Origin of the sequence: Mesorhizobium sp. M2A.F.Ca.ET.042.01.1.1, from assembly GCF_003997405.1 — a bacterium.
Taxonomy (GTDB): domain Bacteria; phylum Pseudomonadota; class Alphaproteobacteria; order Rhizobiales; family Rhizobiaceae; genus Mesorhizobium.
This window is the reverse complement of the sequence record NZ_RZRX01000094.1, coordinates 1-22017: the sequence shown is the minus strand read 5'-3', so window position 1 is coordinate 22017 and position 22017 is coordinate 1. Positions and strand designations below refer to the sequence as shown.

Genomic DNA, 22017 nt, shown 5'->3' with positions numbered 1-22017 from the left:
GGTCAGCACAGAGCCGTAGTCGTACATGCGGCCGGTGGCCGACGTGCCGCCGACGACATAGGCGTCCGGGCGCGACGTCACCTCCCAGCCTTCATGCGCGAAGGCGGTGATGCGGCCGTCCTTGCCGGCGCCGATGCGGATGCGGTGCCGGGTTTCGGCCCGATAGGTCTGCGTGCCGAATGCCTGCATGCGGCTGGTCACGCAGCGCACCGGACGTCCGAGGCGCTTGGCGGCCACCGCCACGATTGCCGTGCGCGGAGTCATCGGCCCCTTCGAGCCGAAGGCCCCGCCGATGAAGGGGCTGACGATGCGTACCTTCGCAGGGTCGATCTTCAACTGCCTTGCCAACTCGACCTTCCAGCCGGTCACATTCTGCGACGGCTCGTGAACGGTCAGCTGGTCGCCTTCCCAGAAGGCCGTCGTTGAAAACAGCTCGATCGGGTTGTGGTGCTGCGTGGGCGTCGAATAGCGCTGGTCGATCTTGACCGCCGCATCGGCATAGGCCGCATCGAAGTCGCCCGCCTTCACATCTTCCTTGAACAGAGGGCTCTTTCCGGCGGCAGGGATGGTCGCCGTCCCCGGGCTGTCGAAAGTCGCAGTCGGCTTCTCTTCCTCGTACTCGGCGCGGATCAGCCGCGCCGCTTCTTCGGCCGCCTCGAATGTCTCGGCAACCGCGAGCGCGACGATCTGACCGTCATGGAAGATCGTCCTGTCGTGCAGCGGTCCAATAGAAGTCGCGCCGGAATTGCCGAATTTCGGTTTGTCGACCTTCTCCATGTCGCCATAGGTGACGATGTCGAGCAGGCCGGGCACCGCGCGGGCTTCGTCGAGACGAAGCTTCGTCACTTTGCCCTTGGCAATGCTGCTGGTGGCCAGCGCGCCATAGGCAATGTTGCCGGTGGGCAGATCGGCGGGATAGTGGGCTTGTCCGGTGACTTTCAACCGTGCATCGATGCGCGGCAGCGGTTCGCCCATGTTCTCCTTAGGTCTGGGAGCGGCAGCGTCCATGGTCACACCTTCATGTCTCGGGTTTCAAGCAGTGCCCGCACCAGCGTTCGTTTTCCAAGCTCGATCTTGAATGCGTTGTGCTGGCGCGGTCGGGCTTGGGCGAAGGCGGCGTCGGCCGCCGCTTCCGCCGATGCCTCGTCGAGCTTCTTGCCTTGCAGGCTTTGTTCGGCCGCGCTGGCACGCCAGGGCACGGTCGCCACACCGCCGAGCGCGATGCGTGCCTCGCGCACGGTCTCGCCGTCCAGGTCGAGCGCGACAGCCGCCGAAGCCAGCGCAAAGGCATAGGATTCGCGGTCGCGGATTTTCAGGTAAAGCGAGCGCCGGGCCCATGGGATGGCGGGCACTTCGATCGCAGTGATGATCTCGTCGGCGGCGAGATCGGTCTCGATATGTGGCGTGTCGCCGGGCTGCCGATGCAGCTTGGCGAACGGGATCTTTCGTGCGCCGCGCGAGCCTTCGGCATGGACGACGGCATCGAGCGCGATCAACGCCTGGGCGAAATCGCCATGATAAGTGGCGATGCATGCATCGCTGTCCCCCAGAACCGCATGCTGCCGGTTGAAGCCTTCCATCGCAGCGCAGCCGGAGCCAGGCACACGCTTGTTGCATTGCCAAGACGTCTCGCGAAAATATTCGCAGCGCGTGCGTTGCAGGATGTTTCCGGCCAGGCTTGCCATGTTGCGGATCTGGCCGCTTGCCGCCAAACGCAAACTGTCGGCAATGACGGGATATCGCTCCTTGACCTCTCGGTGATCCGCAGCCTCGCCCATACGCGCCAGGGCGCCGAAGCGGATGCCGTCATCGGTTACCCGGATTTGCCTCAGTCCAGACTCCTTGAGCCGGTTGAGATCAAGCAGGCGGTTGGGTTCCGCCACGCCGAGTTTCATGTAGTCGGCAAGGTTGGTACCCCCCGCGATGAACTGCGCATTGGCTCGCGTGGGTTGATCGTCGTTGGTCGTGAACCGGGACGCGATCGCGACCGCCGCGGAGATGTCGGCAGGCTGTTCATAGACGAACGGACGCATGTCAGGCTCCCTTCGTCTCGTCGCGCGCCTGCAGGATGGCGGCGACGATGTTGGGATAGGCGGCGCAGCGGCAGATATTGCCGCTCATATATTCGCGGATGTCATTCTCGGATTCGGCGTGACCTTCATTGACGCAACCGATCGCCGACAGGATCTGGCCCGGCGTGCAATAGCCGCACTGGAAGGCATCGTGGTCGATGAAGGCCTGCTGCATCGGATGCAGCTTGCCGTCGCTTGAGGCGAGCCCTTCGATCGTCGTGATGTCCTTGCCTTCGTTCATCACGGCGAAGCTCAGGCAAGACAGCACCCGCTTGCCGTCAACCAGCACCGTGCAGGCGCCGCACTGGCCGTGGTCGCAGCCCTTTTTGGTGCCGGTAAGGCCGGCGTGGTCGCGCAACGCGTCGAGCAGGCTGGTTCGGGTGTCGAGCGAAAGTTCATAGGGCTGCTCGTCGATCCTGAGCGACGTTACGACCGGCTGCCTCAACTTTGTTTGGGAGATGACTGGCGCCTCAGCCTGCGCGGTCGATGCTAGCAACGGTGCTGCCGCCGCCGAAACAGTACCTGCCATGAACCTTCTTCGACTGAACCCGTTGTTTGATGCGACTGAAGGCTGGGACATGGCTCGCTCCTGGCTGGCTGGTCTTGTGCGCTAACCTTTCGATGGTTCCATTGTTCCGGCGCTGAACGCAGAACCGCGACACTTCACCAAACTGTGAGGCTCCTGCTCAACCGGAGTGCCGCGAGGCTTCGCCGGGAACATGCGGCGCGGCGAGGCGTTCTGTGCCAGTCCATCTCTCCGTCAGTAGGGCATCATGAAATCAAAGCTGGTCACTGAAACCTCGGGACAGAGAATATTCGTGGTCGTGCTCGATCCGGGCGAGGAAGCCTTCGCCTCCCTTACGGCTTTCGCGGGGCAGAAGGGAATTACCGGCGCCTCGCTGACGGCAATCGGCGCCTTCGAGAGAGCAACGGTCGGCTGGTTCGATTTCGGCTCGAAATCCTACCGCAAGCTACCGGTCGACGAGCAGTGTGAGGTGCTGAGCGCCATCGGCGACATCGCCGTCGACGACAGCGGCAAGCCAAGCCTGCATCTGCATGCGGTGCTGGGCCTGAGCGACGGATCCACCCGCGGTGGGCACCTGCTGGAAGGCGTGGTGAAGCCGACCCTCGAAGTCACGGTGACGGAATCGCCTGTGCATTTGCGGCGCACGAAGCGACCGGGCCTCGGCATCGCCCTGATCGATCTCGACGCGTGAGATCCCGCGCTGCCGAAACCGCATCTTCGGTCGAGCGTTCAAGCTTGATGGAACATGCGGACCTCTTTACGCGAAACGCAGCCGTCGAGCGATATGGCGGATGCCTGTGCGGCAACATCCGCTATTGTCTGACGGCAGAGCCGCGCGTGCATTACTGCCATTGCGATATGTGCCGGCGCGCGACCGGGAGCGCCTTCGCCGTGCTTGGCTGGGCGCCTGTCGCCGACCTCTTGTGGCTGACCACGGAACCAGCCTATCGCCGCTCCTCGCCGATCGCCCGCAGAAGCTTCTGCCAGTCCTGCGGCACGCCTCTTACCCTTGCCTACGACGCGAACCCTCGCGAGGTCGCGATGCATATCGGGACCTTTGACGATCCGTCCGGGCTTGAGCCGCGTCACAATTACGGCTCCTCGCAACGGCTCGGCTGGGTCTGCTGCGGCATCGACCTGCCGCACCACGACACGGAAGAACGATGGTAGCGGCGCGCCGGAGCGACCTGCCGTCACCATCGGAAACGCCGCCGATGGAAGCGCGAACGGCGGAAGCGTTGCCGGAGGGAAATGGTTCCTGGCAATACGAGCCGAAATGGGATGGCTTCCGTTGCCTTGCCTTCAAGGACGGCAAGGCCGTCGATCTTAGGGCGAAATCCGGAAAGCCGCTTGGCCGCTACTTTCCCGAATTGATGGCGACGATGGAAAGCCTCGATGCGGAGGATTTCGTCGTCGACGGCGAGATCGTCATCAAGATCGACGGTCGCGCTTCCTTCGATGCGCTGCAAATGCGGCTGCACCCCGCGGAGAGCCGTATCCGCAAGCTCAGCATCGAGACGCCGGCGCGGCTGATCCTGTTCGACATGCTGGTCGCCCCGGGAGGCAAGATCATGCTCGAACGACCCCTGCGGGCCCGGCGCGAGGCTTTGGAGGCCTTTCTGTCCAAGGCGGCCAATCCCGGCCTCCAGCTGTCGCCATCGACCACCAATGTCGCCACCGCCAGGCAATGGCTGCAAGGCGCCGGCGGTTCGACAGATGGTGTCGTGGCCAAGATGCTCGACGATCCATATCGGCCGGGCGAGCGCGCGATGGTCAAGGTCAAGCGGCTGCGCACCGCCGACTGCGTGGTCGGCGGCTTCCGCTATCTGAACGGCAAACGGCAGGTCGGATCGCTTCTGCTCGGCCTCTACAACGACAATGGGCAGCTCGATCATGTCGGGTTCACATCGACCATCGCCAATGAAGACCGCGCGGCGCTCACGGCGAAGCTCGAGGCCTTGCGCGGCGGGCCGGGCTTCACCGGCAAGGCGCCGGGCGGTCCGAGCCGCTGGAGCACCGAGCGCAGCGGTGAATGGGAGCCGGTGAAGCCGGACCTGGTCGTCGAGGTTCGTTTCGACCATGTCACCGGTGAGCGCTTCCGGCATGGCACGAGGTTGCTGCGCTGGCGGCCGGACAAGGCGCCGCGGCAGTGCACGTTCGAGCAGATCGCGTAGCCCAATCATCTCTTGAACGCGAAGAGGCTCGCATCCGCATCCTCCTTGCCGGCGATGGAAGCCGAGACGATCTCGGACGCGATCTGTGAAAACGTGATTCCGTTTCCGCCGTAGCCCATCACCGCATGAACGCGCGGGTGGCCGGGCAGACTGCCGATAATCGGAAGTCCGGTGTCGGTGGCTCCGAACGAGCCGGTCCAGGCGAATTCCGCAGTGGTGTCGAGTCGCGGGAAGATTCTGCCGAGTTTCTCCTCAAGGCGGTCCGTCTTTTGCGCGGTCAGGGCGTCGCGCCGTTCCTCGTCGGTGAACTCCTCGTCTTCGCCGCCGCAGATCACGCGACCATCGGATGTCGCCCTGAGATAGAGATAAGGGTCCGAAGCTTCCCAGATCAGGGCGGCGAGCGGCCAGATCTTCTCCGGCTGCGACCGGGTGGCAATCGCCCATGTCGAGATGATGCGATGGCCGGTCCTCGGCACGATATCGAGCAGCTCGTAGCCGGTCGCAAGGACAAGATGGCGAGCATGTATCCTCGGACCGTGGCGCGTCGCCACCGTCACGCCGAGGCGGGTATCTTCGATGGCAGTCGCTTCCGCCGGCGCATAGAGCCGTCCTTTGCGTTGCAACGCCCTCATCAGCAGCCCGGACGTCAATTTGCGTGGATCGAGCGCCAGATTGCCGTGGCTCAGAATCGCTGCGGCGCGCTCTATCCCGAAATCTTCTCTCAGCTTCTTGCGTGGCAGGAAGGACGCTCCAATGCCTGCCTCACGACGCGCTTCGGCCTCGCTGCGCAGCTCCGGGGCATCGAGCCGATTGCCGGCCAAATAGAGCGACGGCGTCTCGGCCGACCGGCAGCGAATATCGAGTTCCGCGATGCGCCCGCGCAGGTTGAGCAGCGACAGCCGCGAGCGGATCCAGGCCTGCCGAGCGGCATCGCCTCCAATCATCCTGGACAGCCTTGTCAGCGGTTGATCGATCTCGAACGCGACGAGTGCCGTCGTCGCGGCCGTCGAGCCCTGCAACGGCCCACGCCTGTCGATGCAAATGACGGCGTGGCCGTCGCGGGTCAAAGCTTCGGCCATCATCGCGCCGCTAATGCCCATGCCGACGATCAGGACATCGGTCTTTGCATCTCGGGTCAGGCGTTCCGCCGGCACCGCGGGCGAGCGATAGGCAGACCAGACAGGTTTGCCGCTTCTGAGATCGAGCTGGCGAGGCATGAAAGTTCCCGGTTCGGCACGATAAGTCACAAGGCACCGTGCTGTTCCCGGGCAACCGCGCCAACCCCGTGATTGGACGCGCCAACCCCGTGATTGGATTTGAAGCGGAACAACTGTTTCTGCGAGAGGTTCTTCACTTGAAGCTCAGAAATGGAGAACGTCATGGACCCGCGCGACAAACAGCGGCCTGCAAAGACCGACGAAACCGAAGCGCCGACCATCGAACAGCAGGACTGGGACGCTCTGGAGGGCAGCAGGATCGTGCCTGACAGCGTCGCGGTGAACGGTGACCCGCAGGACGATGCCGAAGCGGAAGGCGACCTTCCGGAAGAGGATGACGACAACCCCTTCCAGGACAGCGATGAAGCCTTGCCTGATGACAAAGAAGAACGCGTCCTGTCGAAGGACCCTTCCAAGGAAGGCAACCGGTTCGACGAGGTCTAACGATCAGATTTCGAGCAGCGCGTAGGGACGGCCCGTCGGCTTCGTGATGTGCATGGCGACGTTATAGACTTTGGCGCCGCCGGGGGTCTGGCCCTCGAAAGTGCCACGATGGGCATGGCCGTGCACGACCGCGCTCACCTTGAACCGGTCGATCGTTTCGGCAAGCCGCGACGATCCGAGGAACGGAAAGATTTCCGGCGGCTCGCCGGCGACCGTCTCCGCGATCGGCGCATAGTGAAGCACCACCAGCGTGCGCTTGGCGCGGACCTGCCGCATGGCGTTCTCGAGCCGCATCGCCTCGTTGACGCTCTCGGCCACCATGGCCTTGATCGCCGGCTCGCCGAAAGGGCCAAGCATCCTCGAGCCGAAGCCGCCGACAAAACCCTTGACGCCGACAAAGCCGACTTCCATCAGCTCCGTCGCTTGCCCATCTAGGAGATAGACACCGGCCTGGCGGAGCGTCGCCGCGATCTGGTCGACGCAGCCGGATTCGTAATCGTGGTTGCCGAGCACCGCGACCACGGGAATGGAGCAGGCGCGCAAATCCTCCGCGAGGAGCTCGGCCTCCTTCGGCTTGCCGAGATTGGTGAGATCGCCGGTGAGCACCAGGACGTCCGCTTCTCGGGAAACCTCGCCGAACAGGTCGCGGTAGGACGTCTGCGCATCTTCCTGAACATGCAGATCGCCCATGGCGGCGATCTTGACCTTGCCGTTGCCGTTCGCTTTGCGGCCTGTCCTGCTTTGTTCAGCCATCGCGGAATTCTCCAACGCCGCCGACGCCGGCGAAGCCCCATTCCTTGACGTCGATCTCGTAGTCAACCTGCGACAAAAGCCGGCCGCGGCAGATCTTCATGCGCGGCGAAGGCAGTTTCCGCTGCCTGCCGAGCCGGTCGAGCAGATTGTCGAGCAGCCAGTCGGGAATGTGGTCGCGTTCGCTGGGATAGATCCATCTGAAATTCAGCAACTGCATCAAGAGCACCTCCCAGTGGGTGTCGAGATAGGAGAGCAATCTTTGCCAATCGATCTGCTCATGCGCCTTGAGTATGGTATGGGCGATGTCGGCGCCATCATGCCGGCCCCTGTCCTGGATGAAGCATTTCGACCAGATAAGCTCGGTCGGGCCGATGATCCTGACCCGGCTGCCCAGCAGCTCGACCTGGCGGGCATGCTCCAGCCACTGGTCCTCCACGTGCATGGTCCCGTTGGCGGAAGCAAAGATCACGTCGAAGAAATGCGGTCCTTCGAAGACCTTGCCCAGCCAGCGATCGTCCTCGATCTCGACGGCGTAGCCGATATCCTTGAAATGGGTGAGGATGCGTGGGCAATCGCCGGGCTTGCAGAAGATGTCGAGATCCTTGGTCTGGCGTACGACGCCGGTATAGGCGCTGACCGCATAAGTCCCGGCAACCAGAAACGGAATGTCGGTGGCGGCGAGTTCGCGGATTGCATGTGTGTAGAACGCTTCCGCCTCCGCGCTCTTCAGCGTCGGCTCCGCCTTTGCATCGATAACCGGCAGCGTCGCCAGCACTCCCGGCAACTCGTCATTGGCCATCAACCGTTGCTCCGGCTTTCGATCTTCATTCCCATGTTTCGGTAAACAGCGGCAGACCGGCGTTGTTCCGCGCTTGACGTCACGCTTTGACGAGCTTCGCCAGGACAGAGGCGCTAGTCGCCTTCGTCCCGGTACAGACGCTGGGTTGCCCGGTCGCTCTCGCGCCGCTCTGCCGGTCCGCGGCGGCGGCGGGTAAGGAGAACGTAGACGATCACGAGCATGAGAATGAGGGGGCCGCCCGCGACGACGATGAACCACAAGTCGGTGCCTGACATTGATCTTCCTTCCCGGATTGAAGGCTGTGCTCCCGCAAGCAGGGTCGGCGGTCGTCCGCTAACTGGTGAAAGGATCAAATGTTCCGCTGTCGGAACGGAGACCGCACATCAGTCGTTGGTGGCTTGAACACGCTGGCAGCTCGCCATGAGCCCGTACGGATGAAGCCCGACCTGCGTTTTCGTCCGTGACACAGGATTGCAGGCCGGGCCTGGCCTAAGTGAGGGACAAAGGCCAACCTATGTTGCACGATGATTGCGCCGCCGCCTTAACATAGGTTGTTGATGGCGGCGGGGATTGAGCGCTTCTCTTTGGGCGAATGGTCAGCGGTAAAGCGATCATGCGCTCAAAACGCATCAAACGTTTTCGCAAACCGGTTATCGTGCAGCCCGGCCGGATCGATCGTGATCGGGTGGTGGTCACTGTGCTGGATGCGGCCGACGTCCTTCTGCATACCTGGCCGAAGCCCAACTCCCGCGCCCGGCATCACGCCATCAGGGCGTGCCTTGCGGTGCTGCGGGACGAGAAGCCGCCACGCGTGGCTCGCCAGGCTTTCGTAGACGCCGCAAAGGACGCCAGGATTTTCCTGGGCGACCAAGCCTGACGCTATTTCTGGCTGCGCGCTTCTCGCCGGGTGCCTTGAGCACTTTGCCAAGGCGGATCAAGGCTTCTGTCTCGCCCGATCTTGGCCAGCAACTGTCGGGACTGCTGCAGCAAAATGCGACTTCTGGCGATCGCCGAACCGGTTTCGCCGATCAGACGCTCCGCGCGTCGGCGGGTTTGGAGAAGATGTTCCAGGTCGAGCTGGATGCGATGCGAGCGCAGATCATCCATGATGCCCAACACCGGGGGAAGCCGCATGTTCCCTTCAGCCGACAAGCCGCTCCAGCACTGCCATGACAACTCTCAGCGGCCGATGCAGCTCAGGGCGGACAAGAGCGGCGCACATCAGGTACCACCTGCGCCTGTTTGCCCGCTGGCCGGGTGCTGCAACGCCTGCTTTACGGCTTCAATCAACGCCGGCGGGCAGGGTTGGCCTTCGTAGAGATCTTCGTAAAGCGAGCGGACTATGTCCTCTATCGACACGGACGGATCGGACTGCACGAGCTCGCGCGCAACAGCCTTGATGTCGGAAAAGTCATAGCCATTGGCAGCGGAGACCATTTTGTTCTCTTGTTGCTTGGCTGAGCGCCTCGCGGGCGACCCCAGGCGCCACTCAACCGGGTCCGCCGGGTGACGCTGAAGATATCTGCGCCCGGCTCAGGCCCCCGACAATAACGCAGGTTAAAGCGACTCTTTCCGGGGTCGGATAAATTTCGGCCCTGGCTTACAAGACGGTGGCAACCGAAGAGCCGGAGGGCCCGCCTAACTCTACCCCCAGGCGAGGCGGGCCCTTTTTGCGATCGGGGTCTTGACCGCCGAAGCTTCCAAAGAATTTCCGCCTCCCTCGCATGGGTTAATGCGTGGCCCGAGGCAGGGCGCAATTATCAAATGCAAACACAACAAAGCGCGGCTAAGGGAGGTTGCGGCGTGATCAAATATCATCCTGTGCGGCTGAACGAGCTTATCGAACACTACATGGAAACGCGTTCCTCGCAGCGCACGCCGGTGTCGGTCGCCGCGGCCACGAGGGCCATCCTGACCGTCATGCCGGATTGCTCGGTCGAGAGGCCGCAATTGAGCAACATGATCGCGCGATCGGCCGTCAGGCATGGCCATGCCGTGAGCTTCGATTTGACGGCCATCTAAAGCGCGTCGCGATCTTCAGATCGCTCCATGCGCTTTGGGTTTTAATTTTACGCATGTCTTTATCCCGAAACCGGTTCCCACTTTCGGGAGACATGCTTTAGTCCGGCACCAACCCATTATCGATCGCAAGGGATCGGCAGCGACTCGCGGGTCATGTCCACAATGTGGCGCGCCAGTTCCGTTGCGTCGCAAGGTTTTTCGAACCTGCGAATCTCAGCAAAGCGTGGGGGGATGGCAGCGGCGTCATAACCGGTGGCGAACACAAACGGAAGCCGCCTTTCCAGCAGCGCGTCCGCCACGGCAAAGTCGATGCCACCGGCCAGATCGAGATCAAGTATGGCGGCGTCGACGCAATCCAGGTCAAGGGAGTTCAAGGCCTTGTCACGGGTCGCGAAGGGACCGATGACCGTCAGCCCGAGCCCCAAGAGGGCTTTTGTGATATCCTCAGCCAGAAAATACTCGTCTTCCATGACCAGAACACGAGCGCCGGCGAATTTCTCGTTCATGGCAAGCCTCCCGAGGGAGTCATTTGGACCGTCTTACGCGGTCCGACATTAACATAGGTAAGGTCGCCATCGCATCATTGTGTGTATCACGGGGAAAGAGCACTGGGATGAGGCGACCTCTGATCCGCAAGCTTGAGAAATTCACGCGCCTTTCGCAGGCCGACAAGGAGATGCTGGTCAGAATTGCGGCGCAACGCGTCCGGCGCTTCGCCGCGCGCGAAGACATCATCCACGAAGGCGAGAAACCTGAGTTCATCAACCTGATCAACGAGGGCTGGGCCTGCCGCTATAAGACGCTCGAGGACGGGCGGCGGCAAATCATTGCTTTCTTCCTCCCCGGCGATCTCTGTGACCTCAACGTCTTCATCCTGAAAGAAATGGACCACTCGATCGGCGCCATCACGCCAGTCTCGGTCTCGGAAATTTCGCGCGCCGCCTTCGACGAGATGATGATCGGACATCCGCGCATCACTCAGGCTCTGTGGTGGGAATCGCTGGTCGCGGCGGCGATCCAGCGCGAGTGGACGGTCAACCTCGGCCAGCGCGATGCGCTCGAGCGGATGGCGCATCTGTTGTGCGAGCTGTTCATCCGGCTGGAGGCCGCCGGCTGCACAAGCGACAGCAGTTGCGAATTCCCGTTGACGCAGACGGAACTGGGCGAGACGCTGGGCATGTCGACGGTTCACGTCAATCGCACGCTGCAGGAGCTGCGGGCCTCGAACCTCATCGTGCTGAAGGACAGGACGCTGACCATTCCCAACCTCCAGGCATTGCAGGATGTCGCGCTGTTCAATCCCAATTATCTGCATCTCGATCGCGAGGGCAGGCATCTCGACGCCAACGAGGAGTGATGTCCAAGGGCCCGCCCAACAAGCCGCTTGAACCCGGTCTGGCAGATGTCAAACCGGGCTTGCGCGGGCATGCGCGTGCCGAAGCCCGCCTGCGGGAGAGCGACGAGACCCTGCGGGGTTTCGCCGAAGCCGCCTCGGACGTGCTCTGGGCCCGCAATGCCGACACGCTGCAGTGGGAATACCTGACGCCGGCCTTCGACGCCATTTACGGGATGAGCCGCCAAAAGGCCCTGGCCGGCGACAATTTCGCCACCTGGATCGACCTTATCGTGCCCGAGGATCGCGAGCATGTGCTGGGCCAGATCGAGCGCATACGCGACGGCGAACGCGCAACCTTCCAATACCGCATCTGCCGGCCGGCCGACAACGAGATACGGTGGCTGCGCGATTCCGGCTTTCCGATGCGCGATGAGGCTGGAAAGGTCGCTTATATTGGTGGCGTCGGCCAGGACATCACGCGCCAGAAGCAAGCAGAGGAACAGCAGCAGGCCCACTTCGCCGAATTGCAGCATCATATCCGCAACACGCTGGCCGTGATCCGCTCGATCGTGCGGCGTACGATGGAGAAAAGCGAATCCCTGGACGAAGCCGCGGCTCACCTGGAAGGTCGCATCAACGCCTTCGCCCGCGTGCAGGCGGCGATCACACGCCGTCCGTCGATCGAGATCAACCTGGCATTAATCGTCGCCGAGGAATTGCGCGCCGCCGGGGGCCGGGAGGGCGATAACCTGACGATCGAGGGGCCGCCATTGACGCTCGCCCCCAAGGCTGCCGAGACGATGGGCTTGGCCATCCACGAACTGGCAACGAATGCTTTGAAATACGGAGCGCTTGCCAGCTCCAACCGGACTGGCCGCATCGACATCGAATGGCGTTTGGAGGAAGATCTGCTCCGCTTCGTCTGGGCTGAAAGCGGTGTTGACGATTTGGAGCAGACGGAGCGGCGCGGCTTCGGTTTCGAGGTGCTCGAGCGGACCTTGCCTTACGAGCTCGGAGCGACGGTGGAGTTGCGGTTCGCTCCGAGCGGTCTCAATTTCACGGCTGCCGTCCCGCTTCGCGCCATAAGAGCAATTTCAGGAAAAGTGTGAGCGGCTTTTCGCTGGAAGTTGCGACAAAACAAAGAGATACAGTGGTTCACCGTTTCCGTGAAACGGTGAACCACTCTAAAGCGCGTCGCAATCTTTTAGATTCGCTCCATGCGCTTTAGGTTTTTTATTTACGCATGTCTTTCTCCCGAAAACGGTTCCCACTTTCGGGAGACATGCTTTAGCCGACGGCGGTCGTAACCGTCCGGGAGTCGCTGCGCAAATAGCCCGCCTCGTCTTCGTCTCTTTGCCTGCCGCCTAGCGCTGCCGCGACCGCGGCGATGAACGCGCCGATCACCAGCGACAGCGCGCCAACCAGTGCAGCGGTGGCGCTCGCCTTGCGGGCCTTGTCGGCGGCTGCCTTGGCTTTGTTCTTGGCGTCTTCGGCACGCGCCAGGACCTCGTCGACCCGCTTCTGCGCCTCAGCCTGGGGAAGGCCCGTCCGGGATGCCACGAGTTGAGCAAGATACGCCTTGTCATCCGCGCTCATTTCGCCGTTCGCAGCGCTGATTGTCAGTATGCGTGCGGCCTGTGCCGCGGCGTCCGCGTTGTTTTGGGGCGTTGCCGCCGCTGTAGGCGCGGCCGCGTTGCCGGCCGGCCGGAAGAGCGCGTCCACGAAATAGCCGGCGAGATCGTTAGCGGACGGAGTTTGCGCCGACGAAGCCTGCGAAGCCGCACCGGCGGCCGCGCCGCTCAGCAAACCAGTCGTCGCCTGGGCGCCCGTCCCGGCAATTCCGGAGACCGCCGAGCCGAGAACCGTGGCCACGAGCAGCGTGGCCAGCGCCCAGGCCAGGAATCCATGCGCGGTGTCGCGGAAATACACCTCGTCGGTGTGCACGTTGACCCACTTCGTGCGAAGCCGCCCAGCGACATAGCCGCCCAACGCAGATGACAGCCATTGCACGATGACCAGCCAGACCGCGGTCGACACCGCAAATGTCGTCAGGGTAGGGCTACCCCATGGCGACATCATCGCCAAGCCGAGTCCGGAACCGACAAGCATGAGGATGACGGTCAAAGTGGCCGCCGCAAAAGCGCCGGCCACGATCGGCCCCCAATTGACGGCGGAGGATGATGTCTCAATCGTTGCGGGTTCGTCGGCCGTGGAAAAGGTCATCGTCGGCTCCTAACGTGCAAAAAGCATCAAAAGGATGATGATCGGAATTGGAACGCCGAGCAGCCAGAGCAGAATACCTCGTCCCATTTCGTCCTCCTGTAAGTAGTGTTAGAATTCTTGTATTTAATTCCTAGGTCTGGCTTTCGTTCCGCCTGAACTACTTGTTTCAATCAGCTGTTAAACTCAGGGCCTGACGCAAACGCCATCACCGCCCGCAAATCTTGGACCGACGGAAGGCTCGCCCGCAAAGGGGGTGAACGGGCGAGCCTTTCGATAGGACGCCTGACGCCCAAGACCGCGCATTCGGGACCCAGAACGCGCCGGCGCCGACCGAACTAAGAAAGTGGCGAGATGTTCCGAACGAAAAGCGGTCTGCTGGTCGGGGGCGCCGCCTCTCCGCTATCGCCAGCATTCGACAATTGCCTCCACCGGCGCGACCTCGACATGGTGGGAGTACCGCTTGGTGAAGAGCTTCAGGATGTTGTCATAGGCCTCATCGGATGCGCTGCAGATGGCGTCCTCCGCGAGGATCGTTCGATAACCCAGATCGATGGAGCCAAGCAGGGTCGCCAAAACACACATATCGGCCTCACCGCCGCTGACGATGACTTCCTCGACGCCTTCGGACTGAAGCACGCCAGCCAGTTCGCCGCTCAGCCACGGTGAATAGATCGGCTTATCGAACACTCGCGCCGGCGGGATATGGACGGCAAGCTCGGGCAGAAGGCCGACCGCCTCCTCGCCGGCCCTTGCGATCGTCATGTCCGCCCAATGCTCATAATATTGTTTCCACTGGCCGTGGCCCTCCCCCGGATTTCGCGCGGGGATGAACCTGGTGAAGATCGTGGCTTCGGGTCGCTTGCGCACCAGCCTCTGAACTTGTGGCAGGATCACGGGCAGCCAATCGACCGCCCATGGCCACGGCGGCGTGAACATCTGCTGCATGTCTACGCAAATATGGACGGCTTTCGCCGAGATCGGTGAGAGCGCGGTCGAGGCCATCAGACCGCAGCGCGTTCGATATTGCGAGAAGCAGTTCGCGTGTCGAATTCCTGTGTCAGGCTGGACTCTTTGATGCGGCAGGCCAAGGCGCGCATTGCGCGTGCCACCGGATACATCTTGATGCGTTCGAATTCCCTCGCTTGCGCCTCGGCCATGGCCGCGCACCGTTCCCGTTCGGCGATTTCAGGACGAAGATTTTCGGCAGCATATTCCATGTTGGATTTTCTCCATCGCGTTGTCTGCCGCTAAACTCCGATTAAAGTCCTCCGTTCCATCAAGGCAGGCGCTTGCCACATTTTTCGAAAAGCGCTCGCGCCGACCGGCCTCGATTTGCCAAGTCACAATAACAAATGATGTTTTTGGCCGGTGCGCCGGAAAAATTCATCGAACGATTGGCCCGATACGAGGTTTGTTGCCGTCATCGGCGACAGAGGCAGCGTGGCGGCTGACGCTGCCTGATTTGTCGTCCGGGCACCTTCGGCACCCAAGCGGATCCAACCCAAAATCCGCCCCGCCACGGCCGGGCGATTTTTTACGTCATGGAAACGAGGGCCCTTGGGGAACAAAGGGCCGGAACGGTGGTTCGGTGCCACCAAGACCAAAGGAGCCTTGCCCATGAGCATGCGGATATTCCTTATCCCGTCGGCGACCGCCGCGCTGATGCTTGCCCTCCCTGCCTTCGCGGCCGACGACGCGCAGACCTTCGTCAACAAGGCTGCGATCGGCGGGATGTTCGAAGTGGATTCGAGCAAGATCGCGCAGGACAGTGCGAAGGATCAGCAGATCAAGGATTTCGCCAAGCGTATGATCGCCGATCACGGCGCGGCGAACGCCAAATTGCAGAAGATTGCCGGCGAGCAGAAGCTGCAGGTGCCGGCGCAATCCGATGCCGCTCATAAGAGCGATCTGGAACGATTGCAGAGCACGACAGCTTCGCTGGACCAGCCTTACGTCGAGATGCAGCGCAAGGCGCATGCCGACGCCGTCGGCCTGTTCGAGGCCTACGCCAAGGACGGAGACAATCCTGCCCTCAAATCTTTCGCTGCTGAGACGCTGCCGACGCTGAAGATGCATCAGGACATGGTCGAGAAGATCGCCGGCGCCAGCGCGAGCACGCCGGCGGTCAAATCGGCATCGACGCCCAAACCACCCGCTCCGGTCCCCGGCGCGAACAGCTTCACCGAAGCGCAGGCGAAGACGCGCATCCAGGATGCCGGCTATGCGGACGTGTCCGCCCTCGCCAAGGACGAACAGGGCATCTGGCGCGGCCACGCGACAAAGGACGGCAAGGGCACCTCCGTCGCGCTCGATTACCAGGGCAACGTCTTTGCCGGCCAACAATAGACAGGAGAACCGACATGCAAACGATCACCGCCCTGTTCGACGACTATGACGATGCCGCCGACGCCGTGGGCGCGTTGGAGTCGACCGGCGTTCCGTCGTCGGACATCAGCATCATGGCCAACAATGTGCGCGGCTGGTACCGGAACACGCAATCCCCCGCAGCCGAGGACGCCGCCAGCGGCGCCGGTATCGGCGCGGTCGTGGGTGGCGCCGGCGGCCTGGCAACGGGCCTGGGCGCGATGGCGATACCGGGCGTCGGGCCTGTGGTCGCGGCCGGCTGGCTGGCGGCGACGGCCGCGGGCGCCGTCGCCGGAGCGATTGTCGGCGGCGCGGCCGGCGGCATCATCGGCAGCCTGACCGACGCCGGCGTGCCGGAGCAGGACGCGCATGTCTATGCCGAAGGCGTCCGCCGAGGCGGCACGCTGGTGACGGCTCGCGTCGAGGACGACCTCGCTTCGGAAGCCCGTGAAATTCTCCGCAGCTCCGCATCGGTCGACATCGCCGACCGCCGCAGTGAATACCAAGCGGACGGATGGGCAGCATTCGACCCGGCCGCCGGCGATTATTCGGCTGACGATGTCGAGCGCGAGGCGGCGCGACGGCGGGGAGCCTGAGCCAGACACGCGCTCGACAAAGGCCAGGAAGGAATCGGCATGAGACGTGTTGTTTTGCCGCTCATACTGACTTTGGTCGTGCTGCTGGCATGTTACTGGGTCTTCATTCGTGTCGACAGCGGCTCGTCTTCGGCGCCATGGAAGCGCACGCCCGAACAAAACCAGGGCGGGAATGCGCCGCAGGATACCTCGCCAGCTGCCGGCATCACGAAGAATCCACAGGACGCCAGCAAGATGCCGGGGGCTCAGTGACAGTCGAAATCGTTGCTCCCGAATGGCTACTCGCGCGGCACGAACTTATTGAAGCGGCTGGTGCTGCCCTCGGCGGTCATGTCCTGGTGAACGAACGCCAGGTTGCTGTCGTCCAGCACCTTGAAGAAATCCTCCCATTCGATCGGCCTCAGATCTTCGTCGCCGGCACCGAAATCGACCCGCAGCGTCGCAGCCTTCCCTGGCGTCGCGACAACGGCAGGCCGGCCTTCGCGCGCCTCGATCCAAGCTCGGATCACTTCGTGATTTGAGGTGGTCATGGCCTCGCTCATTGCGACCTCCTGCTGAGAGTTCCCTTCTCTCGAAAGCAACCCCGCAGGCATCCGCTTGTTCCCGTGGGGCTTGCTTTTGTGGGCTCGCAAGCGACCGAATATCGGCAGATAGAGAAGGCCCGCTGCCTGCATGCGGCAACGGGCCTTGTCAGGTCTTGATGGGACCCTGGATCGCTGGAGGGAGGGCGATCTTCTTTCGAACCGGCAGCCGCTCGAAATGTTCCCGCGAAAGTCAGAGTTTGACGGCGCTCTCTCTCGCCCAAAGCCGCAACTTGCGGCAAGCCTCGACGAACGAGCGCGCGGAATCGCCGCCCGTGAGCTCGATGAGCCCCTCGTCCGCATCGGCCGCTACCCCGGCGCTTGCCAGCAGAGGTCCGGCACCCGCGACGAAGCCGATGAACTTCAGATGCGCGAAGGCATCGGACACGAAGTCCTTTGCCGCAGCATCCCTGGACAGCATCTCGGCGCCTTCCTCCGAAACGAGCAGCACGACCGCATCGAAGAGAACGGAAGGACCGCCGTCGATCATGTGATTGGCTTCGATCCAGCTGCCATCGCCTGCCTCGACACCGCCCACCCGGCGCGCCACGATTTCCACCTTGGCGCCTTCGGCTTGCGCCGCATCCCGCACCGCTTGCAGCAGGCCGGAATCGATGCCGTCGCTGACGAGCACGCCGATCTTGCGGCCCTTGAAGGTGTCCGGCCCGTTGTTGATGATGCTGAGCGCGGGCGACGGCTCGAGGTCATCGCGTGTCGGCACGGCCGCGTCGGCAGGCGCCGGCATGGTCTTGATGCCGAGCTTGTCGGCGACCGTGGTCGCCAGCGTCTCGTCGATGTTGAGCAGATGGGAGATCATCCGCTCGCGGATGACCGGCGTCTCGACCTTGCTCAGTTCGAACGTCAAAGCCATCGCGATGTGACGCTGCTCAGGCTCGGTCTGGCTGATGAAGAATTGCCGGGCCTGACTGTAGTGATCGGCGAAGCTCTCCGCCCGCAGCCGGACCTTCTGCCCCTCCTCCGCATCGGCAAAGGAGCGGAAGCCCCGCTCGGGTGACTCACGCGGCCCCTCGCCCCAGGAATTCGGCTGATAGTTGGCGCGGCCGGCGGGATTGCGCATCGCCATGTGACCGTCCTGCTGGAAATGATGGAAGGGACATTTCGGCGCGTTGATGGGAAGGTGGGTGAAGTTGGGGCTGCCCAGGCGCTTGAGCTGCGTGTCGAGATAGGAGAAGTTGCGTCCCTGCAGCAGGGGATCGTTGGAGAAGTCGATGCCTGGCGGCACGTTCTGCGTCATGAAGGCAACTTGTTCGGTCTCGGCGAAGAAGTTCTCAGGCATGCGATCGAGAACAAGGCGCCCGACCGGGATCGGCTCGATGATCTCCTCGGGAATGATCTTGGTCGGATCGAGGATGTCGAAGTCGAAACTGTCGGCGAAATCCTGGTCGAAGAGTTGTACGCAGAGCTCCCACTCCGGAAAATCGCCGGATTGGATGGCGTTCCAGAGGTCGCGGCGGTGAAAATCGGGATCGGCGCCGTTGATCTTCACGGCTTCGTTCCAGACCACCGACTGCATGCCGAGCTTCGGCTTCCAGATGAATTTGACGAAGGTCGATTCATCCTTGGCGTTGACCAAACGGAACGTGTGCACGCCAAAACCCTGCATGAACCGGAACGACCGGGGAATGGCGCGATCGGACATGATCCACATGATCATGTGCATCGATTCCGGCGTGAGCGAGATGAAGTCCCAGAAATTGTCATGCGCGGATTGGGCCTGCGGGAACGCCCTGTCCGGCTCCTCTTTCACGGCATGGACCATATCCGGAAACCTGATCGCATCCTGGATGAAGAAGACCGGGATGTTGTTGCCGACGAGGTCCCAATTGCCCTCCTTGGTATAGAGCTTCACGGCGAAGCCCCGCACATCCCGCGCCAGGTCGAAGGACCCCTTGCTGCCAGCGACGGTCGAGAAACGAACGAAGGCGGGTGTCTTCTCGCCGGGCCGCTGGAAGATATCGGCCTTGGTGTACTTGGCGAGCGACTCATACGTCTCGAAGAAGCCATGGGCGCCGTAGCCGCGCGCGTGGACGACGCGCTCGGGGATGCGCTCATGATCGAAATGGAAGATCTTTTCGCGGAAATGAAAATCCTCGATCAGCGTGGGACCGCGGTCGCCGATCTTCAACGTGTTGTGGTCATCAGCGATCGGCGCGCCAAGCGCCGTCGTCTGCACCTCGACCTTGCCTTTGGCCACCTGATGCAGCTCGCCGCCATTGCCGCGGACAAGTTTCTGGTCATGAATCTCAGCCACGGCTGTAGCGTCGGCCGGGGAAGCTTTCTTCGGCATTGTCGGTGTCCCTTTTGCTCGGTGAAATGTGCTCGCTGAATGATGTTGCCGAACGAGCAATCGGGGCGAATGTTCCCGCTGGCGGAGGCGGGCATGCCCAGCTCGAACTATCTTTGAACGTCGTCCGATCCCTCCCCTGCCCCGCTTGCCTGGGAGCGGTCCGGCGTTACCCGCGAGGATGCACACGCGGGCACCTCTCGCAGCGCGGGGATGCGAGATTTTCGGCGCCACCAGCGCGGCAGGAACTCGGCCATCAGGCTTTGAATCAGGCTCTTCATCGGACTGCCCATGTAACGTTTCACAGGCGAACAGATGCCGACCCTGATTGTTCCGGGTCGGCGCGATCAGAGCGTCGTCAGTTGAAAGTCAATTGGGACGGGCCTTGCGCGCATGTGACGCGATCGCGGCGTCCAGCTTTCGCGCCAGTTCCAGCATTCGAGACGGCGCTTCCTCGGATCCCAGCGCCTCCAACGCGACGGTCGTCTCGCGTTCCGGCGTTGTCGTCTCGGACAGCTCCTGTTCCGATCTCAGTGTTTCACGAACCTTCCGTGCCACGGCCGCGCCCTAACATGGGTTAATGCCTGCCCACTAACCCACTGACGGAAAAAAGGTTCCTGCTTCGCTCTTCCGCTGGACCGACGAACGTCCTTTCAATGCAGCTTTCCCGGACGCGGAAGTCGACGTCGCCTAAAGCGCGTCACGATCTTCAGATTCGCTCCATGCACTTTAGGTTTTTTGATCTGACGCATGTCTTTATCCGGAAACCGGTTCCCACTTTCGGAAGACATGCTTTATTGTCTGCCGAAGTCGTCCAGGAATTTCTCCAGCCTCTCCCGGACCTGAGCAGGAGCTTCCCGAGTTGGGAAATGACCGACACCCGGTAGGAGCGCACGCTCATAACCGGCGGTAAAATACGGTTCCTTGCCTTCGGAGGAATCCGGCAGAACGACGCGATCATCATCGCCATGAAGGACCAATGTCGGCACCGAGATGACCTTCGCCTCAATTTGCTTGCGCGCAAGTTCAGCATAGCGCGGGTCGGGATCCGCCTCGCCCCAGCGCACGCGATAGGAATGCAGCGTGACATCCGGCCAGTCGGGATTTTCGAAGGATCTCGCCACCCGTTCGAACAGCGCGTCGTCGAACCAGCCTGGGGGACTCCAACTGTCCCACTGGAAACGCGCGAACGAGCGACCGTGCTGTCGCACGAACTCTTCGCCGCGCCCGGTCGCCATGAACCACTGATACCAGAAGGCTTTCGTCTGCTCCAAGGGCGGCGTCGGAGGCGGTCCGGGCAGCCACCCCAGCGAAAGCGCCGCGCAGCATGTTATGCGCTGCGGAAAGACGGAGGCGAGCAGATAGGCGATACGCGCGCCCCAGTCATGGCCGACAACCGCGAACCGTTCGAGGCCGATGGCGTCGGCAAAGTCGAGCGCGTCCTGCGCCATGGCGGCGATCTCGCCTGAGCGCATCGTTTGATCGGAGTGGAACGAGGTCTTCCCAAATCCGCGCAGCCATGGCGCGAAGGTTCGGAAGCCCGCGGCCTGAAGCGATGGCGCCACATCCGCAAAAGTCGTCGCATCATCCGGCCAGCCATGGAGGAGCAGCACAGGCGGTCCATCCTCGGATCCACCGCTCAGATAGGCGACCCGCAAAAGCGAAGTATCGCAGAAAACAGGTTCCATGGACGCCTCCTCAGGGCCATCACTCTGCGGCAGCGACCCAACCCTGCGCAATCGGGTTGGTTGCTTTTGGCCATGAGCCGCCTCGATCCGGCGAGGGAACCAACCGCAGCCTCGCTGGTTCGGAAAGCCAACAGCGGAGCCTCGCCATGCCCAATGCAGCCGAAATTCTCGTCGACACCTTGATTGCCTGGAACGTCGAAGTCGTGTTCGGGTTGCCTGGCGACGGCATAAACGGCGTCATGGAAGCGCTGCGCAAGAACCAGGACAGGATATCGTTCGTCCAGGTGCGGCACGAGGAATCGGCTGCGTTCATGGCTTGCGCCTACGCCAAATGGACAGGGAAGCTCGGGGTGTGCCTCGCAACATCCGGACCCGGCGGCACGCATCTTCTCACCGGCCTCTACGACGCCAAGCTCGACCAGGCGCCGGTGCTGGCGATCACCGGCATGCAGTTCCATGACCTGATCGAGACTTTCACGCAGCAGGATGTCGATCTCACCCGCGTCTTCAACGACGTCAGCGTCTACAACGTCCAGGTCTCGGATGCCGCGCATATGGAGAACGTGGCAAGCCTCGCCTGCCGCACGGCGCTCGCCCGCAAGGGCGTCGCGCATCTTTCGATCGCCAGCGATGTCCAGGAACAGCCCGCCGACGCGGCCAAGCGATCCAAGCGCAACCGGCCGGCACACACGCCGCAAGACATGTTCGCCCCCCACTGCCTAGCCCAGGATGCGGAGCTGCACAAAGCGGCGGCAATCCTCAACGACGCGCGGCGCGTGGCGATCCTGGCGGGGCGCGGAGCGATCGGCGCGGCGGCCGAGCTCGAAGAAACGGCCCGGTTGCTGCAGGCGCCGATCGTCAAGGCCTTGCTTGGCAAGGCGGTGCTGCCGGACGACCATCCCTACACCACGGGCGGC

The 22017-nt window shown here is 62.5% G+C and carries 30 protein-coding genes; 12 read left to right on the top strand and 18 right to left on the bottom strand.

From position 1 onward, the window contains the following. The 3 genes from EOA23_RS16305 to EOA23_RS16295 form a co-directional block, all read right to left on the bottom strand. Positions 1–975, bottom strand: a 975-nt coding sequence (locus tag EOA23_RS16305; protein ID WP_245474196.1) for a molybdopterin cofactor-binding domain-containing protein, incomplete at its 3' end; no start/stop codon positions are given. A 35-nt stretch (positions 976–1010) separates the two neighbouring features. Continuing rightward, a complete protein-coding gene (locus tag EOA23_RS16300; RefSeq protein ID WP_127304882.1) occupies positions 1011–2033 on the bottom strand; it encodes a xanthine dehydrogenase family protein subunit M in 1023 nt (340 codons plus the stop codon). Between the two features lies 1 nt (position 2034). Beyond that, complete coding sequence (locus tag EOA23_RS16295) at positions 2035–2601, bottom strand: (2Fe-2S)-binding protein (protein WP_348628568.1); 567 nt, start codon at positions 2599–2601, stop codon at positions 2035–2037. Positions 2602–2845: 244 nt separating this feature from the next. Between EOA23_RS16295 and EOA23_RS16290 the strand changes: the two genes are divergently transcribed. The 3 genes from EOA23_RS16290 to EOA23_RS16280 are packed head-to-tail and all read left to right on the top strand — an operon-like array spanning position 2846 to position 4772. Next, the gene (locus EOA23_RS16290) at positions 2846–3289 is read left to right on the top strand and encodes a PPC domain-containing DNA-binding protein (RefSeq protein ID WP_127304880.1); all 444 of its coding nucleotides are present in this window, start codon (positions 2846–2848) and stop codon (positions 3287–3289) included. 47 nt (positions 3290–3336) lie between these two features. Further along, the gene (locus EOA23_RS16285) at positions 3337–3768 is read left to right on the top strand and encodes a GFA family protein (protein ID WP_127304879.1); all 432 of its coding nucleotides are present in this window, start codon (positions 3337–3339) and stop codon (positions 3766–3768) included. Beyond that, complete coding sequence (locus tag EOA23_RS16280; protein WP_127304878.1) at positions 3762–4772, top strand: ATP-dependent DNA ligase; 1011 nt, start codon at positions 3762–3764, stop codon at positions 4770–4772. The genes EOA23_RS16285 and EOA23_RS16280 overlap by 7 nt, the downstream gene beginning before the upstream one ends. 5 nt (positions 4773–4777) lie before the next feature. On the opposite strand, the gene EOA23_RS16275 is transcribed toward EOA23_RS16280, so the two are convergent. After that, positions 4778–5989 carry an FAD-binding oxidoreductase gene (locus tag EOA23_RS16275; protein ID WP_127304877.1) on the bottom strand — a complete coding sequence of 404 codons (1212 nt, stop codon included), beginning with the start codon at positions 5987–5989 and terminating at the stop codon, positions 4778–4780. A 162-nt stretch (positions 5990–6151) separates the two neighbouring features. Between EOA23_RS16275 and EOA23_RS16270 the strand changes: the two genes are divergently transcribed. Then, the gene (locus EOA23_RS16270; protein ID WP_127304876.1) at positions 6152–6433 is read left to right on the top strand and encodes a hypothetical protein; all 282 of its coding nucleotides are present in this window, start codon (positions 6152–6154) and stop codon (positions 6431–6433) included. Positions 6434–6436: 3 nt separating this feature from the next. Here the strand turns inward: EOA23_RS16270 and EOA23_RS16265 are convergent, their stop codons facing one another. From EOA23_RS16265 to EOA23_RS35705, 3 genes are all read right to left on the bottom strand, one after another. After that, positions 6437–7186 carry a metallophosphoesterase gene (locus tag EOA23_RS16265; RefSeq protein ID WP_127304875.1) on the bottom strand — a complete coding sequence of 250 codons (750 nt, stop codon included), beginning with the start codon at positions 7184–7186 and terminating at the stop codon, positions 6437–6439. After that, positions 7179–7985, bottom strand: coding sequence for a nucleotidyltransferase family protein (locus tag EOA23_RS16260; RefSeq protein WP_126062587.1), 807 nt, complete (start codon positions 7983–7985; stop codon positions 7179–7181). The genes EOA23_RS16265 and EOA23_RS16260 overlap by 8 nt, the downstream gene beginning before the upstream one ends. A 113-nt stretch (positions 7986–8098) precedes the next feature. Then, the gene (locus EOA23_RS35705) at positions 8099–8260 is read right to left on the bottom strand and encodes a hypothetical protein (RefSeq protein WP_189341621.1); all 162 of its coding nucleotides are present in this window, start codon (positions 8258–8260) and stop codon (positions 8099–8101) included. A 317-nt stretch (positions 8261–8577) separates the two neighbouring features. On the opposite strand from EOA23_RS35705, the gene EOA23_RS16255 reads away from it, so the two are divergent. Next, complete coding sequence (locus EOA23_RS16255; RefSeq protein WP_245474195.1) at positions 8578–8862, top strand: DUF982 domain-containing protein; 285 nt, start codon at positions 8578–8580, stop codon at positions 8860–8862. 2 nt (positions 8863–8864) lie between these two features. Here EOA23_RS16255 and EOA23_RS16250 read toward each other — a convergent pair whose 3' ends face one another. Next, positions 8865–9092: a hypothetical protein gene (locus EOA23_RS16250; RefSeq protein WP_127304874.1), complete on the bottom strand. Its 228-nt coding sequence runs from the start codon at positions 9090–9092 to the stop codon at positions 8865–8867. Positions 9093–9206: 114 nt separating this feature from the next. Beyond that, positions 9207–9422: a hypothetical protein gene (locus tag EOA23_RS16245; RefSeq protein ID WP_126062589.1), complete on the bottom strand. Its 216-nt coding sequence runs from the start codon at positions 9420–9422 to the stop codon at positions 9207–9209. 366 nt (positions 9423–9788) lie between these two features. On the opposite strand from EOA23_RS16245, the gene EOA23_RS16240 reads away from it, so the two are divergent. Next, positions 9789–10007, top strand: coding sequence for a hypothetical protein (locus tag EOA23_RS16240; protein WP_127304873.1), 219 nt, complete (start codon positions 9789–9791; stop codon positions 10005–10007). Between the two features lie 116 nt (positions 10008–10123). On the opposite strand, the gene EOA23_RS16235 is transcribed toward EOA23_RS16240, so the two are convergent. Continuing rightward, positions 10124–10513: a response regulator gene (locus EOA23_RS16235; protein WP_127304872.1), complete on the bottom strand. Its 390-nt coding sequence runs from the start codon at positions 10511–10513 to the stop codon at positions 10124–10126. A 107-nt stretch (positions 10514–10620) separates the two neighbouring features. Between EOA23_RS16235 and EOA23_RS16230 the strand changes: the two genes are divergently transcribed. Further along, positions 10621–11364: a Crp/Fnr family transcriptional regulator gene (locus tag EOA23_RS16230; RefSeq protein ID WP_126062592.1), complete on the top strand. Its 744-nt coding sequence runs from the start codon at positions 10621–10623 to the stop codon at positions 11362–11364. Further along, positions 11364–12452, top strand: a complete 1089-nt coding sequence (locus tag EOA23_RS16225) for an HWE histidine kinase domain-containing protein (protein ID WP_127304871.1) — start codon at positions 11364–11366, stop codon at positions 12450–12452. Before EOA23_RS16230 ends, EOA23_RS16225 begins: the two co-directional genes overlap by 1 nt. A 178-nt stretch (positions 12453–12630) precedes the next feature. On the opposite strand, the gene EOA23_RS16220 is transcribed toward EOA23_RS16225, so the two are convergent. From EOA23_RS16220 to EOA23_RS16205, 4 genes are all read right to left on the bottom strand, one after another. After that, positions 12631–13566 (bottom strand): hypothetical protein, encoded by a 936-nt coding sequence (locus EOA23_RS16220; protein WP_127304870.1) that lies wholly within the window; start codon positions 13564–13566, stop codon positions 12631–12633. 399 nt (positions 13567–13965) lie between these two features. Next, positions 13966–14568 carry an isochorismatase family cysteine hydrolase gene (locus EOA23_RS16215; RefSeq protein ID WP_127304869.1) on the bottom strand — a complete coding sequence of 201 codons (603 nt, stop codon included), beginning with the start codon at positions 14566–14568 and terminating at the stop codon, positions 13966–13968. Beyond that, positions 14568–14783 (bottom strand): hypothetical protein, encoded by a 216-nt coding sequence (locus EOA23_RS16210; RefSeq protein ID WP_126062596.1) that lies wholly within the window; start codon positions 14781–14783, stop codon positions 14568–14570. Before EOA23_RS16210 ends, EOA23_RS16215 begins: the two co-directional genes overlap by 1 nt. A gap of 123 nt (positions 14784–14906) precedes the next feature. Continuing rightward, positions 14907–15191: a hypothetical protein gene (locus EOA23_RS16205; protein WP_127304868.1), complete on the bottom strand. Its 285-nt coding sequence runs from the start codon at positions 15189–15191 to the stop codon at positions 14907–14909. On the opposite strand from EOA23_RS16205, the gene EOA23_RS16200 reads away from it, so the two are divergent. Genes EOA23_RS16200 through EOA23_RS16190 form a run of 3 tightly spaced genes read left to right on the top strand, consistent with a single transcriptional unit; the run spans position 15184 to position 16778 of the window. Then, complete coding sequence (locus tag EOA23_RS16200; protein ID WP_127304867.1) at positions 15184–15912, top strand: DUF4142 domain-containing protein; 729 nt, start codon at positions 15184–15186, stop codon at positions 15910–15912. The genes EOA23_RS16205 and EOA23_RS16200 overlap by 8 nt on opposite strands. A 14-nt stretch (positions 15913–15926) precedes the next feature. Further along, entirely contained in the window at positions 15927–16526 is a 600-nt protein-coding gene (locus EOA23_RS16195) for a hypothetical protein (RefSeq protein WP_127304866.1), read from the top strand. A 39-nt stretch (positions 16527–16565) separates the two neighbouring features. Then, positions 16566–16778, top strand: a complete 213-nt coding sequence (locus EOA23_RS16190; RefSeq protein ID WP_127304865.1) for a hypothetical protein — start codon at positions 16566–16568, stop codon at positions 16776–16778. A 26-nt stretch (positions 16779–16804) separates the two neighbouring features. Here EOA23_RS16190 and EOA23_RS16185 read toward each other — a convergent pair whose 3' ends face one another. The 4 genes from EOA23_RS16185 to EOA23_RS16170 form a co-directional block, all read right to left on the bottom strand. Further along, complete coding sequence (locus tag EOA23_RS16185) at positions 16805–17068, bottom strand: hypothetical protein (RefSeq protein ID WP_042647291.1); 264 nt, start codon at positions 17066–17068, stop codon at positions 16805–16807. A gap of 232 nt (positions 17069–17300) precedes the next feature. Then, positions 17301–19415 carry a catalase gene (locus tag EOA23_RS16180; protein ID WP_126062600.1) on the bottom strand — a complete coding sequence of 705 codons (2115 nt, stop codon included), beginning with the start codon at positions 19413–19415 and terminating at the stop codon, positions 17301–17303. Positions 19416–19781: 366 nt separating this feature from the next. Then, complete coding sequence (locus EOA23_RS16175) at positions 19782–19970, bottom strand: hypothetical protein (protein ID WP_126062601.1); 189 nt, start codon at positions 19968–19970, stop codon at positions 19782–19784. 236 nt (positions 19971–20206) lie between these two features. Beyond that, positions 20207–21100 carry an alpha/beta hydrolase gene (locus EOA23_RS16170; RefSeq protein ID WP_127304864.1) on the bottom strand — a complete coding sequence of 298 codons (894 nt, stop codon included), beginning with the start codon at positions 21098–21100 and terminating at the stop codon, positions 20207–20209. A gap of 146 nt (positions 21101–21246) precedes the next feature. Here EOA23_RS16170 and EOA23_RS16165 point away from each other — a divergent pair. Then, positions 21247–22017, top strand: a 771-nt coding sequence (locus EOA23_RS16165; RefSeq protein ID WP_245474191.1) for a thiamine pyrophosphate-binding protein, incomplete at its 3' end; no start/stop codon positions are given.

Excerpts from the sequence above, each read along its gene's own strand:
- EOA23_RS16300 (WP_127304882.1), bottom strand. The coding sequence starts at position 2,033 with ATGCGTCCGTTCGTCTATGAACAGCCTGCCGACATCTCCGCGGCGGTC.
- EOA23_RS16295 (WP_348628568.1), bottom strand. The coding sequence starts at position 2,601 with ATGGCAGGTACTGTTTCGGCGGCGGCAGCACCGTTGCTAGCATCGACC.
- EOA23_RS16290 (WP_127304880.1), top strand. The coding sequence starts at position 2,846 with ATGAAATCAAAGCTGGTCACTGAAACCTCGGGACAGAGAATATTCGTG.
- EOA23_RS16285 (WP_127304879.1), top strand. The coding sequence starts at position 3,337 with ATGGAACATGCGGACCTCTTTACGCGAAACGCAGCCGTCGAGCGATAT.
- EOA23_RS16280 (WP_127304878.1), top strand. The coding sequence starts at position 3,762 with ATGGTAGCGGCGCGCCGGAGCGACCTGCCGTCACCATCGGAAACGCCG.
- EOA23_RS16275 (WP_127304877.1), bottom strand. The coding sequence starts at position 5,989 with ATGCCTCGCCAGCTCGATCTCAGAAGCGGCAAACCTGTCTGGTCTGCC.
- EOA23_RS16270 (WP_127304876.1), top strand. The coding sequence starts at position 6,152 with ATGGACCCGCGCGACAAACAGCGGCCTGCAAAGACCGACGAAACCGAA.
- EOA23_RS16265 (WP_127304875.1), bottom strand. The coding sequence starts at position 7,186 with ATGGCTGAACAAAGCAGGACAGGCCGCAAAGCGAACGGCAACGGCAAG.
- EOA23_RS16260 (WP_126062587.1), bottom strand. The coding sequence starts at position 7,985 with ATGGCCAATGACGAGTTGCCGGGAGTGCTGGCGACGCTGCCGGTTATC.
- EOA23_RS35705 (WP_189341621.1), bottom strand. The coding sequence starts at position 8,260 with ATGTCAGGCACCGACTTGTGGTTCATCGTCGTCGCGGGCGGCCCCCTC.
- EOA23_RS16255 (WP_245474195.1), top strand. The coding sequence starts at position 8,578 with ATGGTCAGCGGTAAAGCGATCATGCGCTCAAAACGCATCAAACGTTTT.
- EOA23_RS16250 (WP_127304874.1), bottom strand. The coding sequence starts at position 9,092 with ATGGATGATCTGCGCTCGCATCGCATCCAGCTCGACCTGGAACATCTT.
- EOA23_RS16245 (WP_126062589.1), bottom strand. The coding sequence starts at position 9,422 with ATGGTCTCCGCTGCCAATGGCTATGACTTTTCCGACATCAAGGCTGTT.
- EOA23_RS16235 (WP_127304872.1), bottom strand. The coding sequence starts at position 10,513 with ATGAACGAGAAATTCGCCGGCGCTCGTGTTCTGGTCATGGAAGACGAG.
- EOA23_RS16230 (WP_126062592.1), top strand. The coding sequence starts at position 10,621 with ATGAGGCGACCTCTGATCCGCAAGCTTGAGAAATTCACGCGCCTTTCG.
- EOA23_RS16225 (WP_127304871.1), top strand. The coding sequence starts at position 11,364 with ATGTCCAAGGGCCCGCCCAACAAGCCGCTTGAACCCGGTCTGGCAGAT.
- EOA23_RS16220 (WP_127304870.1), bottom strand. The coding sequence starts at position 13,566 with ATGACCTTTTCCACGGCCGACGAACCCGCAACGATTGAGACATCATCC.
- EOA23_RS16215 (WP_127304869.1), bottom strand. The coding sequence starts at position 14,568 with ATGGCCTCGACCGCGCTCTCACCGATCTCGGCGAAAGCCGTCCATATT.
- EOA23_RS16210 (WP_126062596.1), bottom strand. The coding sequence starts at position 14,783 with ATGGAATATGCTGCCGAAAATCTTCGTCCTGAAATCGCCGAACGGGAA.
- EOA23_RS16200 (WP_127304867.1), top strand. The coding sequence starts at position 15,184 with ATGAGCATGCGGATATTCCTTATCCCGTCGGCGACCGCCGCGCTGATG.
- EOA23_RS16205 (WP_127304868.1), bottom strand. The coding sequence starts at position 15,191 with ATGCTCATGGGCAAGGCTCCTTTGGTCTTGGTGGCACCGAACCACCGT.
- EOA23_RS16195 (WP_127304866.1), top strand. The coding sequence starts at position 15,927 with ATGCAAACGATCACCGCCCTGTTCGACGACTATGACGATGCCGCCGAC.
- EOA23_RS16190 (WP_127304865.1), top strand. The coding sequence starts at position 16,566 with ATGAGACGTGTTGTTTTGCCGCTCATACTGACTTTGGTCGTGCTGCTG.
- EOA23_RS16185 (WP_042647291.1), bottom strand. The coding sequence starts at position 17,068 with ATGAGCGAGGCCATGACCACCTCAAATCACGAAGTGATCCGAGCTTGG.
- EOA23_RS16180 (WP_126062600.1), bottom strand. The coding sequence starts at position 19,415 with ATGCCGAAGAAAGCTTCCCCGGCCGACGCTACAGCCGTGGCTGAGATT.
- EOA23_RS16170 (WP_127304864.1), bottom strand. The coding sequence starts at position 21,100 with ATGGAACCTGTTTTCTGCGATACTTCGCTTTTGCGGGTCGCCTATCTG.